This window comes from Paenibacillus sp. P2(2022), from assembly GCF_029522175.1.
GTDB classification, from domain to species: Bacteria; Bacillota; Bacilli; order Paenibacillales; family Paenibacillaceae; genus Paenibacillus; species Paenibacillus polymyxa.
The window spans coordinates 171,546-185,551 of record NZ_JAKWFI010000007.1; the positions used below are offsets into that span (position 1 = coordinate 171,546).

Below are 14,006 nucleotides of genomic sequence, written 5' to 3' on the forward strand. Positions count from 1 at the left end.
TATAGGACAAATAGCGTAATAAAGATTGAAATAAATGAAAAAGAGATGTGATTCTAAGTAAATAAAAAATAATATCCCTATTGAATACGGTTTCAATTTGTTCTATAATGACTATCGAAACGTTTCTATTGATGAGTATGGTCCTTAGGCTTTAAACATAATTGTTATAACGGTATGCTTTAACTGCTATGTATTTGCATGTATCAGGATTTTGCAAAATTCGATTTTAGTCGCTCCAAATTGCAATATTTGGTCATTGGAAGTCGCTTATTGAATTTTTGCAAAATTCATGTGCTTGAATCCGTTATCATATTGCATGATCGGTAAACTGATCATCTCGGGAGGAATTCGTATGATGAAAAGAACATTGGGGATCATTTTGGCAAGCACCTTATTACTGGGGGGTGCGCTGGTAGGTTGTTCATCCAAGGATGATTCGTCGGGCAAAGATGCAAATGGCAAGACGACCATCACCATGTGGGGAATGGGAGCGGAAGGGAAGTTGCTGCCTGAAATTGTAAAAGATTTTGAAAAAGAAAATCCAAATATTCACGTTGATGTACAGGCGTTGCCTTGGGATAACGCTCACGACAAATTGCTCACGGCGGTTGCCTCAAAATCAGGTCCAGATGTTGTCCAGCTCGGTACATCATGGGTGCCGGAATTAGCATCTGCGGGTGCACTAACAGACATCACGCCTTACATCAGCAAATACCCTGAGCTTGAAGCGAAAAATTTCTTCAAGGGCGCTGTGAGTACGGCTCAATTTGAAGCTAAACCGGTCGCCGTACCTTGGTACACTGAAACGCGAGTTTTATTCTATCGTTCGGACCTACTAAAACAGGTTGGATACAATGAAGCACCTAAAACGTGGGAGGAACTGTCCGATGCTGCTCAAAAGCTAGCGGCTCGGGGTAAAGGCAAATATGGTATCTCCTTTAGTGCAAAGGAGCAGTCCATGGGCTTTATGTTTGCTCTCCAGAACGGTTCCAAGCTGGTTGACGAGCAGGGCAATCCGCTATTCAACCAAGCACCGTTTGTAGATGCTGTGAAGTATGTAAATACCTTTTTCCAAAATGGCTCTAACGCAGTGGATATTGGAATTGATTCCGTTCAAGGTTTGCAAGGCGAGGGGATCGTTCCAATGTTTATCAGCGGTCCTTTCATGATTAAAGAAATCAAGAGCAAGGCACCAGAACTGGAAGGCAAGTGGAATATTGCGGAGCTTCCTGGCAAAGTAAACAACCTATCCGTCTTGGGTGGAGCCAACCTTTCAATTATGAAATTCAGCAAGCACCCAGAGGAGTCGGCCAAATTCCTGGCTTACATGAGCAAACCAGAAACACAACTGAAATGGATGGAGCTGTCCAGTAACTTGCCTGCGACTACTAAATCGTGGGAAGATGCCAAACTGAAGAGTGATCCGATGCTTCTGACGATTCGCAAACAGCTGGATCATTCCGCAGCATTGCCGCAACTGGCTGCATGGGAAGAGGTTTCTCAACAATTCATCAAGAGCTTTGAGCGTATTTACCGCGGTCATGCCGATGTACAGAAGGAAATGGATGACTTTAATCAGCAGGCTGCAAGTATAATGAAAAAATAATGATCCATATCCGTCATTGTCAAAGGGAGTGAAGGCATGAAAGGAAGCTCGCAGAAGCTTGCGCCATACTTGTTTATCGGTCCCTCCATCATCCTGTTAACGCTGTTTTCGTTATTGCCGATACTACTGGCGCTCGTGATCAGCTTCACGGATATGGATCTGTCCGGACTCGTTAATTATGAAAGTATTCGCTTTATAGGATTGGAAAATTACACGAACGTGCTTTTGGACCCTTCCTTTTTGAAGTCCATTGGGAATACGTTGTTCTTTGTTATCATTGGCGTTCCGCTGGTGCTGATATTTTCACTCAGCATCGCGATTCTGATTAACATGGGTAAATCACGTGCTTTCAAAGTATTCCGCGTCGTGTTCTATCTGCCGTCCGTAACGAATGTGGTTGCGGTGGCAGTGGTTTGGAGCTATCTGTATAATCCGACGCTTGGATTATTCAACTACGTACTTGGTCTGGCGAATTTGGGTCCCGTCCCATGGCTGACCGATCCAACAGTAGCGAAAATTTCGCTGATTGTGTTAGCGGTTTGGCGGGGCATCGGTTTAAACATGATTATTTTTATTGCGGCTATTAAAGGCATTCCAGGCTCTTATTATGAAGCGGCCCAGCTTGACGGGGCCAATACATGGCAGCAAATTCGTTATATTACGCTGCCGCAGCTTCGTTACGCTATTTTCTTCGTATCCATTACGACGATGATTGGCTGGCTGCAATTTTTCGAGGAACCTTTTGTCATGACCAAAGGGAAACCGCTGGACGGTACGCTGACGGCATCCTTGTTCATTTACAATAACGGCTTCCAATTTAGTAAATTCGGGTATGCCGCGGCGGGATCGTTCATTCTGTTCTTCGCGATCATCGCGGTAACGCTGATTCAGTTCCGTTTGCAAAATAAAGCGGAGTCCTGATAGAGAGAGGTGATGAGCGTGAAAACAGCTGTTCAGCAAGCCCGCGCCAATACGCGCAGTGGTGAAAAAACATTTCAATGGTTCGTGGCGATTCTCCTGACTGTGGGAGGTCTGTTGATGGTGCTGCCTTTTGCGTGGATGATTTTATCCTCCTTTAAGACAGAGGGCGAGGTAACCAAAATTCCTCCAACCATCTGGCCGGAGCATTTTACACTGGATAATTTTAAAATCCTATTCGATAGCATGGCGTTTGGAACCTACCTGACGAATACGCTGATCATTGTCCTAGCTTCCTTCTTCGGATTATTCCTTAACGCTATGGCGGGTTATGGTTTTGCCAAATTTCAGTTTAAGGGCAAAGGTTTCCTGTTCTATCTGGTGCTGGCAACCATGATGATTCCAGGTCAAGTGACGATGATTCCCGTCTATTTGATTCTAAACCAGATGGGGTTGACCAATTCCATGCTGGGGATTGTGCTTCCTGGATTGGTGGGCGCGTTCGCAATCTTCCTCTTCCGGCAGTTCATGTCCGATATCCCGGAAGAACTGCTGGAGGCGACACGACTTGATGGAGCAGGGGAGTTCCGCACTTTTTTACAAATCGTGCTGCCCATTTCGACGCCGATTATTGCGGTACAGGCGATCCTGACCTTCATCGGTGGATGGAACAGCTTCTTATGGCCGCTCATTATTGCGAACGATGAGAAGCTGTACACCTTGTCCGTAGGTTTATCACTGCTCAAGGGACAGAACGAAAGTCAATTTGCCCTGCAAATGGCGGGTTCGACCTTTATGGTCGTTCCGATTATGATTATCTTCATTATTTTCCAAAAGTATATTATCGAGAATTATACAATTTCGGGAATTAAGTAGGGGTATAGGGTGAAAGCAAGTTTAGTCACCAGAACGAGTAGCGGAGCTTCTCTTTAGGAGAGAAGCTCCGTTTTTTTGCTTTACATGGATATATTTATATATGAGTTAGACAATATTGATGGGATAATGTACGAATTTTTCGTTTTAGTCTGTAAATCCGGGTCGTTGTCGCCGTAACTGAAATATTATATTTTTCAGCGAGGAAGGAAACAGGCAGTTGTTGACAAAAGTAATCCTGATAGAGCGTATATTCAATGTTGGAAAGCTGCGTCAGTATGCTAACAATCACCGTATCCACATCTTCCAGCTTTTGATTCTCCCACTCCTCCTCTACCGAATTCGAAAAACCACATATTTTCTCACATTCAAGCGTAGTTTCATGCTTTCTTTGCGTATAGTAGCACCTAAATGATTTATATATGAGATTCCTAGCCGTAAGGTACAGCCATCCCTTAACATTGGGGTGATGCTTGAGCTTGACCAATTGCTGTCTTGCCGCTACAAAAGTATCTTGTGTACATTCTTCTGCCATAAATTTAAAACAAGATTGATTCTTGATTAAATGCATACAGAACCGATATACCTCACTCAGATACAGTTCACAAATTTTTTTGTAAAAGCATCTGGAACTACCTCTGCATTGATCCTCTTTGCAACAGTCAGTAACCATCATGGTCGGCATTTGTTCAAGCCCCCTTTGGACGGATAAAAAGATAAATGACTTTTACATGTTCCAATCGTATACATTAATACCAATTTTGAAGAATGACAAAAATCATATTTAATCTCGCAAATGTGGAATTACTAGAACAGTTAAGAGATATTTTAAGGTGATTTTGATTCCGATACGGAATTAGTTAATAGGGGGAGAGGGCGCACCAGCTGAAGGGGGAAAAGGATGAAGGATTCTGTAGTATACAAACACTTGGCAGCAACCTTTAAACCTCATTTGAAGACAGTCGTGATCATTGTGACATGTCTCATCGTATCAGCGGGCTTGAATATATTGTTGCCTTTGACAAGCAAGACTATTGTAGATCAAGGTCTCTTGAAAGGAGATATGCGGGCTGTAGTCCTGTACACTTCTGCTGCGTTCTTCATCGTTTGCTTGGACAAGCTGCTGAATGTGTGTAAAGAATTCTTTCGGGCAGGCTTAAGCGCACAGGTTACTTTTTCCTTATTTGAAAAGGCGTATCTGCATCTGACAAGAGTCCGAATGAGCTATTTTAAACGAACCAACGAAGCTGAACTGTTGAACCAGATTAGTACAGATGTAGGTAATGTTTCAAGGATCACAGATAGTGGAGTGTTTTTTACTATTATGCAGGCGTTCAGTATGATTGGTGGTTTATGTGGTCTGCTGCTTATTAGTTGGAAAATGACTGTAATTGTGCTGTGCTTTTTGCCTATCAAATATGTTGTAGTGAAGTATTTTGTGAAGCGCAGAAAAAGACTGGTGGGGGATTTGATTGAAGGCAGCAGTAATTTTGCCCAGTGGTTTGGGGAATCTGTCGGGGGTATGAAGGAGCAGCGGATGTTTGGTCTTATCCCTGGTAAGCATCAGCAATTCTCATCCAAACAGCGGCGAATTGTAGATTCGGAACGGAAACTGTCTCTTCTGGATGCTTGGAATATCGCTTCAGAATCGATTGTAATTCAACTTCTGATGATGCTTGTGTATGTTGTTGGAGCTGATCTTATTTTTCGTTTACAGCTCACTGTAGGTGGTATTTTTGCCTTTGTTACTTACAGTGCTTATGTTACCACTCCCATTTTCGCTATTTTAAACATTGGCTACATGCTGGCCGAAGTTGTTCCTTCTGCCGTGCGATACTATCAGTTTTTGGATTGGGCAGAGGAAGAGACATCTAATTCAGTCCCTGTTGCGTCTGTTCTCCCTGAGCCGCCTCCTGAGGACCACATTTCGTTTCATCATGTTTCTTTTTCATATACCAAGGATGAGCCGATCCTATCCGACGTGAACTTTAGGATTGCCCGGGGGGAAAAGATAGCTATCATAGGAGCAAACGGGGCAGGAAAGTCTACGCTCTTGGATTTGATGATGAGGTTCAGCCAGCCTGATCAGGGGATGATCACTTATGACGGCATGGACGTTCAAAGCTATGAAATAGATGAGTATCGAAGTCAGATAGCCTTGGTCAGCCAGCATTTATATTTATTTGATACTACTCTTTTTGAAAATATCCTCTTAGGCACAGAAGTCAGTAATGAAGCGATAGAGGGAATTATCGCGGAGGTTGGTCTGAAAGATTTGGTTCACAGCTTCGCAGATGACTTCCCAATAGGCTCGAATGGCTCCAAGCTGTCGGGAGGGCAAAGACAGAAAATAGCCATGGCCCGGGCATTGGTCAGAGAAGCGCCATTGTATATTCTCGATGAGGCGACTTCCCATTTGGATGTGGCAGGCAGGCTAAATGTCCAACAATTGTTGAAGACCCGATTGCGTGACAAGACCGTAATGATCGTTACCCATCACAGTGAGATATTAGCGCATGTCGATAGAGTTATTTTGTTGGAACGTGGCAAACCACTCCAAATCGGAACACATTCACATTTTATGACCTGTCATACGGAATACAGAGGATGGATATCAGAGAAAGAAGAGGTCCCCATAAAATGATGAAAAAAAACAAACGCTTTCATCGTGTGATTTAACACTATGTAAGGAATTAGTATGGGTGAACACCCGTTTTAATCATATTAAAAAATGAGAGGAGTAGTTTTACATGCGCAAGCTTGTGAAAAGAAGTACGAATGTAGGCGACACGATTGAGGCATTTGGCTGTGGTTGTTCCTGTTATTGTCCTTGCTCCTGTTATTGTGCTGGCAGTTTGACTCGAAGCTCCAATACATCGCGAGAAAGTGACGGTTCTTATCGCAGAGATAATGGAACGGGAATTGGTAATTATTAAGTTTATATTTGTATGGAGGAGCCTGGAAATTGCAGGCTCTTCTGTCCACATCAAAACAGAGTAGGTGTGAATCATGAACATGTGCCAACCTTTTATATACACGTTTCAGACGAGACTCCACCATTATGTATATGATGTAAATACCAATTTAATCTTACGGATTAAAGAGGAGGCTTATCATTTTCTGAATTCGCATTCCAGTTTCGACCTGGATGAGATGGATGCTACACCGGAGTTGCAGCAGTATATCCGTGACTTGTTGGATAACGGATTTTTATCTTCGCAGCGTCCACAGATTATGATGCATCCGAAGACGAAGCACTTGGAGCATATGCTTCAGCATCAGTTGAAGACCCTAACTTTGCAGGTCACTCAAAATTGCAATCTTAGATGCTCTTATTGCGTGTATTCAGGAGGATATGAGAATCGGGGTCATACCAGTCTGATGATGGATTTTGAGACAGCGCGCAAGTGTATAGATTTTGTCATTGATCGGTCAGTGGACAGTGACCGCTTGGACTTTGGTTTTTATGGGGGAGAACCGCTTATTAATTTCCCTTTGATCAAGCAATGTGTTGAATATATCAAGGAGCAGGTAGCATACAGAGATGTGGGTTTTCACTTAACGACCAATGGTACGCTGCTTAATGAAGAGATTTTGGACTTTTTGGATGAGCATCATTTTGTGCTGACGATCAGTCTGGACGGAGATCAGGAGAATCATGACAGAAACAGACGGTTTGCTGTTAACGGGCGGGGCTCGTTCGATACGATCATTGCCAATGTAGACACAATTAAAAGGAATTACCCTGCTCTCTTTGAATGGATTAATTTTAATGTGGTGCTGGATACTCGCAATGATTTTGGTTGCATTAACGACTTTTATACGAACTATGAAACGTTCGAAAGTCTGTACAGTGTGAGGTCTTCCTACATTAATGATGCTTATGTGAAGGATGAAATCTTGTACAGGAATGAATTTATTGAGCAGAGGGGTTATGAGGTTTTTAAAATGATGCTCTCCAAGTTTGGAAGAGTAGATGAAAGCCATGTCTCCAAACTGATTAAAGACTATTATATTCAGATTTATTTCCGAATGTTTCATTATAGAAAGCCTTCGGCGGGGATGCCTATAGAAGCACATCATGGCGGACCCTGTGTGCCCGGTGTTCAACGCCTGTTTGCTGATGTACATGGAAACTTGTTTCCATGCGAACGGGTGAGTGAGCAGTCGGAGGTCGTGCAGATTGGAAAGGTGGACACTGGCTTTGAAATAGATAAAATCAGCCAAATTTTAAATGTAGGGACGGTTACGGAGGATGCATGTAAAGACTGCTGGAACTTCCGTTTTTGTACGCTATGTGTGGCTGTAGCAGATGATCTGCACACCTTGTCTAAAGAAAAGAAGCTGAGTCACTGCTCTGTAGTTAAGAATGATATCAGGCATACCTTACTTGATTTTTGCATGATGAATGAGCTGGGATATGATTTCTCTGAGGATACGATCCTTGATTTTGAAAAAGCATGAGGGGTGTCTCCATGACGAATAAATTAATCATTTTTCCATTTGATTATGAAACGATAGCTCTGGTTAGAAACTTGAACTTATTAGGAAGTTATGGGGAAGTTGTACTTATTTCTTTTCAAGGGTCGGGTATGATCGGGAAAGATGCCTGTGTGGTGGACAAGGGACAAGTAACAGGCCTTATCGTGAAGCCGGTGTCTTGCTTGGAACAGGAATTAGAGAGCTGTGATGACATTTTACTGGTACAATCTAACTTCAAGCTGGATGTAGCTGAGGTGTATCTCCCAGTGATCAAGAAGGCTGGACAACTTGGAAAAAAAGTTATGTTTAATTTCACTTTGCCAGACTCATGTATGGAACTCATTCAGCCCGGTGAGGAGCATGGCTACAAGCTGATTTTAAAAAATACATTTGATGTGCGCACGGAGCATATTTCACCACCGGACCCGTCTTCCGCCATACATGATTTTTTTACACCGGTTTTGTTTGTAATAGGTCTGAACGAGCGAACCCATAAGCTTAATTTGCAGCTTAACATCCGGCAGAAGCTTGAAGCACAAGGATATCAGGTATCGCAAGTGACATCTAACGGATGCGGAGAGCTGATAGGTGCGCATTCTTTCCCGCAGTTTATGTTTGAGGGCGGGATGACCGAGACGCAAAAGATTATTATGTTTAATCGATATTTGAAAAAAATAGAGCAGAGTGAAAAGCCGGATTTGATACTCGTAGGTATCCCAGGCGGGATTGTTCCTTTTAATAACACATTCACGAATTATTTTGGAGTAACCTCATTTTTGGCATCCCGTGCAGTTAGACCCGATGGGCTGATCTGTTGTCTTCATTATGATGAATATAATCTAAAATACCTGGAGCATGTCAAACAATACATGGAAAATCGCTTTTCCTCTTCATTGCTGGGATACGCCTTGAGTAACAATGTATTCGATAGCTATTCTTCTTCCTCAGTGAATTTGCAATATGCTTCTGTTAATCCTCGTTTTGTGGAAGAGAAAAAACAAGAGTTTTCCAGTTATCCCGTGCCTATACTCAATCTGTCTAGCGATGAGGATATGGGCAAGCTGACGGAGGACATTTTACACTATTTTTCGGTCGATCATCATGTAGCTCAGTTCTAATGGAGGGAAGAATATGAACTTTACTCAGGATGTAACAGAAACACGAGCTAAGCTGGAAAATATATTTGGGGAACTTTTTAACATCAAAGCGAGCGAGATCAATAAAGAGGCTACTTTATTAGGGCCAGAAATGAGGTTGTTTCCCCGAGATCTGGTATATCTATTATTTGAGGTGGAAAAAAGATTCGCCATCCAAATTCCGGAGGAGCGTATATTGGAAGGGGGGTTGCTTACATATAACAGCTTGTATGAGACGATAAAGGATTGCTTGGCAGTGGAAAAGGAATGAAGGATTTGTGAAAATGATGATAAAACATACAAAAACATACAAAAAAATCCGATATACCTCTAGAATCACTTATTAGAAGAGAATTGGAGGTTTTAGGATGAATGTATCTTTTACATCATCTCACCAATCGCCGTTCCGCACCGCAGATAACAACCGACTTGAACTACGGCATCCACTTTCCGCGCAGGCTGAAAGAAAGAGTATAGGCAAGCCGCAAAACAAGATTATTCAACAATTGACAGAGCAAAAGCAAAATTTAATGGAGAGGCGTTCGGACTATGTAAGTAATGCCCTCAAGCGTGGTCTCGGTCCAGAAGCTGTAAAGGCTGAAATGGAGGAGATCGATAAGCAGATTCAGCAAATTGATGAGAACATTCAAAAACAGTCACTGGAAGAACAAAAAAAGGCCTTAGGCATGGATAAGGACAGTAAAAAAGAGGCTCAGGAAGGTAAAAAGGAACAATATATACCCAAGACTGCTGAGGAACAGAGACAGAATCTGATCACCTATACCATGCATGGTATAGTATCTGCAAACAATGAGTTGAAGAATGCCAAAATAGCTAAAATGGCACAAATCACATTGGGAAGCGAGGCTAAGGGCTGGGAAAGCACTAACCCTGCAAAATCAGCGGCTTTGCGTGAGAAGGCAGAAGGGCTTGACGGAAAAATTATGGGAATCGCTGCGAGTATTAATGAGCGCATCAGTGAAGCCGCGAATAATGCACCGACGATGACTGAACGGGATGAGCCAAAGGATGAGAAGGAGGTAAGTCCAGAGGCCGGCAGAGTGTGGACTGAACAAGAAATCAATGCCTACCAGGATTCGGCTAAAAAAGAGGAGAAGGCTGCAGGTACGAACGTAAATATTGCAGTCTGATCCAGTTATTTTGCGTATAGTACACGAACTAGGAGGGTGCTTATAGACGAACGCTAACGTTCGTAGAGGCACCCTCCTCTTACTTAATGAAATGGAACAGAGCAGTGAGAACCATTTCGCGATCCGAAGGAGGAGGGGGAGAAACAATGAATGCCAAGATCCATGTAGCCATCATTGACGATGGAGTGAATGCTGACTTCCTGAACTCTCATTTATTATACGACGTCGAAATAGCGCATGGGGGCGCAGAAGATGGGCGTAGCTTAAATCACGGTACGCTGTGTGCTGCTATTGTACAAACGTATTTCCCGGATGCGATGATTAGCAGTGTGAAAATAATGAACGATAGAAAAGGAAATGCGGTGCAGCTTTGTGCCGCACTGGATTGGTGTGTAAAGCATGGGGTACAGGTAGCGAATATGAGCCTGGGAAGCATAAAGTATCGGGATCGAGAAATGCTGCGAGAAGCTGTAAATGATGCAGCTAGAGCAGGACTGATTATGGTATGTGCTGCACAAAACGGGGGGCTTCTTACTTATCCGGCTTCTTTTGCTAATGTGATTGGAGTACGCTGTGACCGAAGCGGCATACTTATGGTAGGGCAATATACATATGATGCTGAAAAAGCTTATTCAAGTGGTATTGAATTTACCGCTTTTGCCAGACATGAACTGGTAGATTCAACGGGAGGGATTGTGCGCTGCTCCAATTGCAATAGCTATGCCACTCCATTCGTTACGGCCCAGGTGTGTAAAGCTTTGCAGCAGTCCAAGCATGTTCCTTCTATAGAGAAGCTAAAATATATACTGTATGAGAATAGCTACCGTCCGATACAGGATACGGATTTACCTGTAATCCAATACAAACATCCAGATTGGATACGACGTGCACATGTGTTTAAGGGGGAGGGCGTAGTTGGCTCGGTAGCACCTTATTATTTTCAGACCCCATATGAAGCCCAAATTCCTCGCACAAAAGTAGCTGCATTCATCGAACAAGCGATCCTCCGGGAGCAGCAGCCGGATTCAGCCTTTAGGACGGGAAAATGGAGTGGGGATCTGACAGATACGATTGTCTTGCTGGGCACAATGGAACCAGAAGAGTTGCAGGAAGTGGAGCAATTGGCTGTGCGTTATAGAAAACATGTCGTTTATATCTCTACAAGTCAACGCCACACTCCTGCCCCGCCTTTTTTATCTGACCATTTGCGCTGGTGGCAGCAAGAGGATCATTTCTTTATAAAGCAGGAGGAGACGATTGCGATAGAAGCTTCTCACATTCCGCTTATTTGCATGTATTATAGCAAGGAGTTTGATATCCTATATTTTTTGCATGTGCTGAGAGATTTCTTTGCCCGAGATGGATATCAAAGCTGGATCGTGGTAGACCAGCCTACCGCTATGCTGCATGATATGGAGTATTTGCCTCTTAAAGCTGCAATCCATGGATTACAGGCATTAATAATCGCTGCCGGGGCAATGGCTTATAGTGCGTATACGGATATTGCCATTTTCTGCGTAGAGGCTCAGCATATTTCAAATTGGAGCAAAGAGCAAGATGTATCAGGGGTTGATATTGAGCTTTCTGTGATATCTGTAGCAGAGGCTGACAGCATTCAAATCTCTATACAGAGAGAGCAGCGATATTCGCAAGAATGGGTTTTTCCGGAGTTAAACGAGGGAGATATAGGTCGTTTTTATACAAGTTTAGAGCAGCTACTGGTAAACTGATATATAAAATACGTAACCAAATACTTATCGTTTAATATTATTTGATTAATATATATATTAAGTATTTAATAATAATATTGACTATGTTAATTATGGTGTGTTATATTGAAAGCGTTAATAAAATGGCTTGTTAGTTTTAGGTACAACAAATTTTATTTTCGTATTCAGAGAGGATGGTTTAGGTGGCAGCAGCTGTAAAAGCAAAGATGATCGTAGACAAGTCTTTTCGTATTGCTGAAGTCGATAAACGCATTTATGGTTCTTTTGTAGAGCACCTCGGGCGTGCTGTATATGGTGGTATTTATGAGCCTACTCATTCAACTAGTGATGAAAGCGGTTTCCGTAATGATGTTAAAGAACTGGTAAAAGAACTAGATGTTCCTATTATACGCTATCCGGGCGGTAATTTTGTATCCGGTTACAATTGGGAGGACGGCGTTGGCCCTGTCGCATCCAGACCTAGACAGTTAGAGCTGGCGTGGAGAACGGTCGAACCGAATGAAGTAGGGACGAATGAATTTTTTAAATGGGCCCAGGATGTTGGCTCCGAAGTAATGATGGCGGTGAATCTGGGTACGCGTGGTATTGATGCGGCACGTAATCTGGTGGAATATTGTAACCATCCAGGTGGCTCCTATTGGAGTGATTTACGTCGTAGTCACGGTGTAGAGCAGCCACATAAGATTAAAACCTGGTGTCTTGGCAATGAGATGGACGGTCCATGGCAGATTGGTCACAAGACAGCAGAGGAATATGGTCGTCTGGCTGTAGAATCTGCAAAAGCTATGAGGCTGATTGACCCTGACATTGAACTTGTATCCTGTGGGAGTTCCAGTTCCACGATGCCGACGTTCCCGGAATGGGAGGCAACCACACTGGATCATACGTATGAGGTAGCTGACTATATTTCCCTGCACCAATACTACGGCAACCATGACAATGATACGGCTAATTATCTGGCACGTTCTATGGACATGGATCATTTTATTCGTACAGTCATTTCGACTTGTGATTATATCAAAGCGAAGAAACGCAGCAAGAAAAAAATGATGCTCAGCTTTGACGAATGGAATGTGTGGTACCACTCCAATGATGCGGACAAAAAAATTGATCCATGGTCTGTGGCACCACCGCAGCTTGAGGATATTTACAATTTTGAAGATGCATTGTTGGTCGGCAGCATGTTGATTACGTTCCTGCGTCACGCAGACCGTGTAAAAATGGCTTGTATGGCTCAACTGGTCAACGTTATTGCACCAATCATGACCGAAAATAACGGAAAAGCGTGGAAGCAAACGATCTTCTATCCGTATCTGCATGCCTCCCGTTATGGTCGTGGGATATCGCTGATGCCTGTAGTGGACTCCGAAAAATACGACTCCAAGGACTTTACAGATATTCCTTATCTGGATAGTGCTGTGGTTTATGATGAAGAGGGAGATGCGCTGACGGTCTTTGCAGTAAACCGTCACTTGTCTGAATCGCTGGAGCTGACGGTAGATGTACGCAGTTTTGAGGGTTACCGCATTGTCGAGCATACTGTGCTGGAGCATGATGATCTCAAAGCGACCAACAGCCCAGCTGGTGAAAAGGTTACACCTCATAACGGTGGCAATGCCAAGCTTGAAGACGGAATTATAAAAGCCCATTTGGGTAAAGCCTCGTGGAACGTGATCCGTCTTGCTAAGTCTCATTAATTCTCTTTCTAAAAGGAACGCACTAGGCTATGCCTAATCAGCCCGCATTCTCTCTTGTAAGGCTACTACAAGAGCAGGAATGCGGGCTTTTTGTATAAAATGAGTCATTTGTCCCTCCATCGATCTAGTGCCCGAAAGGAAGGGATAATTTTAATAAATATTATGTTTATTCCTAAATTTAACTAGGCAAAGATGATCCTTATTCACTAAGTGTTCGTGCTTCATTCATTTTTGTGAAGTTAATTAGACCCAGGTCCGACATTCCCGGGTGAAAAAAGACCCTGTTATACCGTTGTCAATGAATTGATATCTGAAACGAGGGTGTGTAATCCGACTTGAATCCACGTTATACTTTAAAAGATAGCTATTTTAAAAAAAGATGGCTGTAGCATTTCGAGAAAGGAATGATCTCT

At 43.0% G+C, this 14,006-nt stretch carries 12 protein-coding genes; 11 read left to right on the plus strand and 1 reads right to left on the minus strand.

Annotated elements, in window-relative coordinates:
* Positions 1-352 precede the first annotated feature (352 nt).
* From MMB75_RS20550 to MMB75_RS20560, 3 genes are read left to right on the plus strand one after another with little or no spacing between them, the layout of a single operon-like run.
* On the plus strand, positions 353-1,606 hold the full coding sequence (locus MMB75_RS20550; RefSeq protein ID WP_045244962.1) for a sugar ABC transporter substrate-binding protein: 1,254 nt from the start codon (positions 353-355) through the stop codon (positions 1,604-1,606).
* Positions 1,607-1,642: 36 nt separating this feature from the next.
* Entirely contained in the window at positions 1,643-2,527 is an 885-nt protein-coding gene (locus MMB75_RS20555; RefSeq protein WP_025363776.1) for a carbohydrate ABC transporter permease, read from the plus strand.
* An 18-nt stretch (positions 2,528-2,545) separates the two neighbouring features.
* Complete coding sequence (locus MMB75_RS20560; RefSeq protein WP_013368987.1) at positions 2,546-3,400, plus strand: carbohydrate ABC transporter permease; 855 nt, start codon at positions 2,546-2,548, stop codon at positions 3,398-3,400.
* 94 nt (positions 3,401-3,494) lie between these two features.
* On the opposite strand, the gene MMB75_RS20565 is transcribed toward MMB75_RS20560, so the two are convergent.
* The gene (locus tag MMB75_RS20565) at positions 3,495-4,082 is read right to left on the minus strand and encodes an RNA polymerase sigma factor (protein WP_045244963.1); all 588 of its coding nucleotides are present in this window, start codon (positions 4,080-4,082) and stop codon (positions 3,495-3,497) included.
* A 216-nt stretch (positions 4,083-4,298) separates the two neighbouring features.
* Here MMB75_RS20565 and MMB75_RS20570 point away from each other — a divergent pair, with 216 nt between their 5' ends.
* The 8 genes from MMB75_RS20570 (at position 4,299) to arfA (ending at position 13,593) form a co-directional block, all read left to right on the plus strand.
* Complete coding sequence (locus tag MMB75_RS20570; RefSeq protein ID WP_019685871.1) at positions 4,299-6,041, plus strand: ABC transporter ATP-binding protein; 1,743 nt, start codon at positions 4,299-4,301, stop codon at positions 6,039-6,041.
* A 106-nt stretch (positions 6,042-6,147) separates the two neighbouring features.
* Positions 6,148-6,333: a CLI_3235 family bacteriocin precursor gene (locus MMB75_RS20575; protein ID WP_080561119.1), complete on the plus strand. Its 186-nt coding sequence runs from the start codon at positions 6,148-6,150 to the stop codon at positions 6,331-6,333.
* Positions 6,334-6,406: 73 nt separating this feature from the next.
* Positions 6,407-7,861, plus strand: coding sequence for a Cys-rich peptide radical SAM maturase CcpM (ccpM, locus tag MMB75_RS20580; RefSeq protein ID WP_257126571.1), 1,455 nt, complete (start codon positions 6,407-6,409; stop codon positions 7,859-7,861).
* Positions 7,862-7,872: 11 nt separating this feature from the next.
* Positions 7,873-8,997, plus strand: coding sequence for a TIGR04066 family peptide maturation system protein (locus tag MMB75_RS20585; protein WP_019685873.1), 1,125 nt, complete (start codon positions 7,873-7,875; stop codon positions 8,995-8,997).
* A 13-nt stretch (positions 8,998-9,010) separates the two neighbouring features.
* Complete coding sequence (locus MMB75_RS20590) at positions 9,011-9,286, plus strand: peptide maturation system acyl carrier-related protein (RefSeq protein ID WP_257126572.1); 276 nt, start codon at positions 9,011-9,013, stop codon at positions 9,284-9,286.
* 97 nt (positions 9,287-9,383) lie between these two features.
* Positions 9,384-10,166 carry a muscle M-line assembly protein unc-89 Uncoordinated protein 89 gene (locus tag MMB75_RS20595; RefSeq protein ID WP_117290289.1) on the plus strand — a complete coding sequence of 261 codons (783 nt, stop codon included), beginning with the start codon at positions 9,384-9,386 and terminating at the stop codon, positions 10,164-10,166.
* 146 nt (positions 10,167-10,312) lie between these two features.
* Positions 10,313-11,896: a S8 family serine peptidase gene (locus MMB75_RS20600; protein ID WP_257126573.1), complete on the plus strand. Its 1,584-nt coding sequence runs from the start codon at positions 10,313-10,315 to the stop codon at positions 11,894-11,896.
* Between the two features lie 182 nt (positions 11,897-12,078).
* A complete protein-coding gene (gene arfA / locus MMB75_RS20605) occupies positions 12,079-13,593 on the plus strand; it encodes an arabinosylfuranosidase ArfA (RefSeq protein WP_031462658.1) in 1,515 nt (504 codons plus the stop codon).
* Positions 13,594-14,006 lie beyond the last annotated feature (413 nt).

Excerpts from the sequence above, each read along its gene's own strand:
- MMB75_RS20590 (WP_257126572.1), top strand. The coding sequence starts at position 9,011 with ATGAACTTTACTCAGGATGTAACAGAAACACGAGCTAAGCTGGAAAAT.
- MMB75_RS20565 (WP_045244963.1), bottom strand. The coding sequence starts at position 4,082 with ATGCCGACCATGATGGTTACTGACTGTTGCAAAGAGGATCAATGCAGA.
- MMB75_RS20585 (WP_019685873.1), top strand. The coding sequence starts at position 7,873 with ATGACGAATAAATTAATCATTTTTCCATTTGATTATGAAACGATAGCT.
- MMB75_RS20555 (WP_025363776.1), top strand. The coding sequence starts at position 1,643 with ATGAAAGGAAGCTCGCAGAAGCTTGCGCCATACTTGTTTATCGGTCCC.
- MMB75_RS20575 (WP_080561119.1), top strand. The coding sequence starts at position 6,148 with ATGCGCAAGCTTGTGAAAAGAAGTACGAATGTAGGCGACACGATTGAG.
- MMB75_RS20595 (WP_117290289.1), top strand. The coding sequence starts at position 9,384 with ATGAATGTATCTTTTACATCATCTCACCAATCGCCGTTCCGCACCGCA.
- MMB75_RS20600 (WP_257126573.1), top strand. The coding sequence starts at position 10,313 with ATGAATGCCAAGATCCATGTAGCCATCATTGACGATGGAGTGAATGCT.
- MMB75_RS20550 (WP_045244962.1), top strand. The coding sequence starts at position 353 with ATGATGAAAAGAACATTGGGGATCATTTTGGCAAGCACCTTATTACTG.
- ccpM (WP_257126571.1), top strand. The coding sequence starts at position 6,407 with ATGAACATGTGCCAACCTTTTATATACACGTTTCAGACGAGACTCCAC.
- MMB75_RS20570 (WP_019685871.1), top strand. The coding sequence starts at position 4,299 with ATGAAGGATTCTGTAGTATACAAACACTTGGCAGCAACCTTTAAACCT.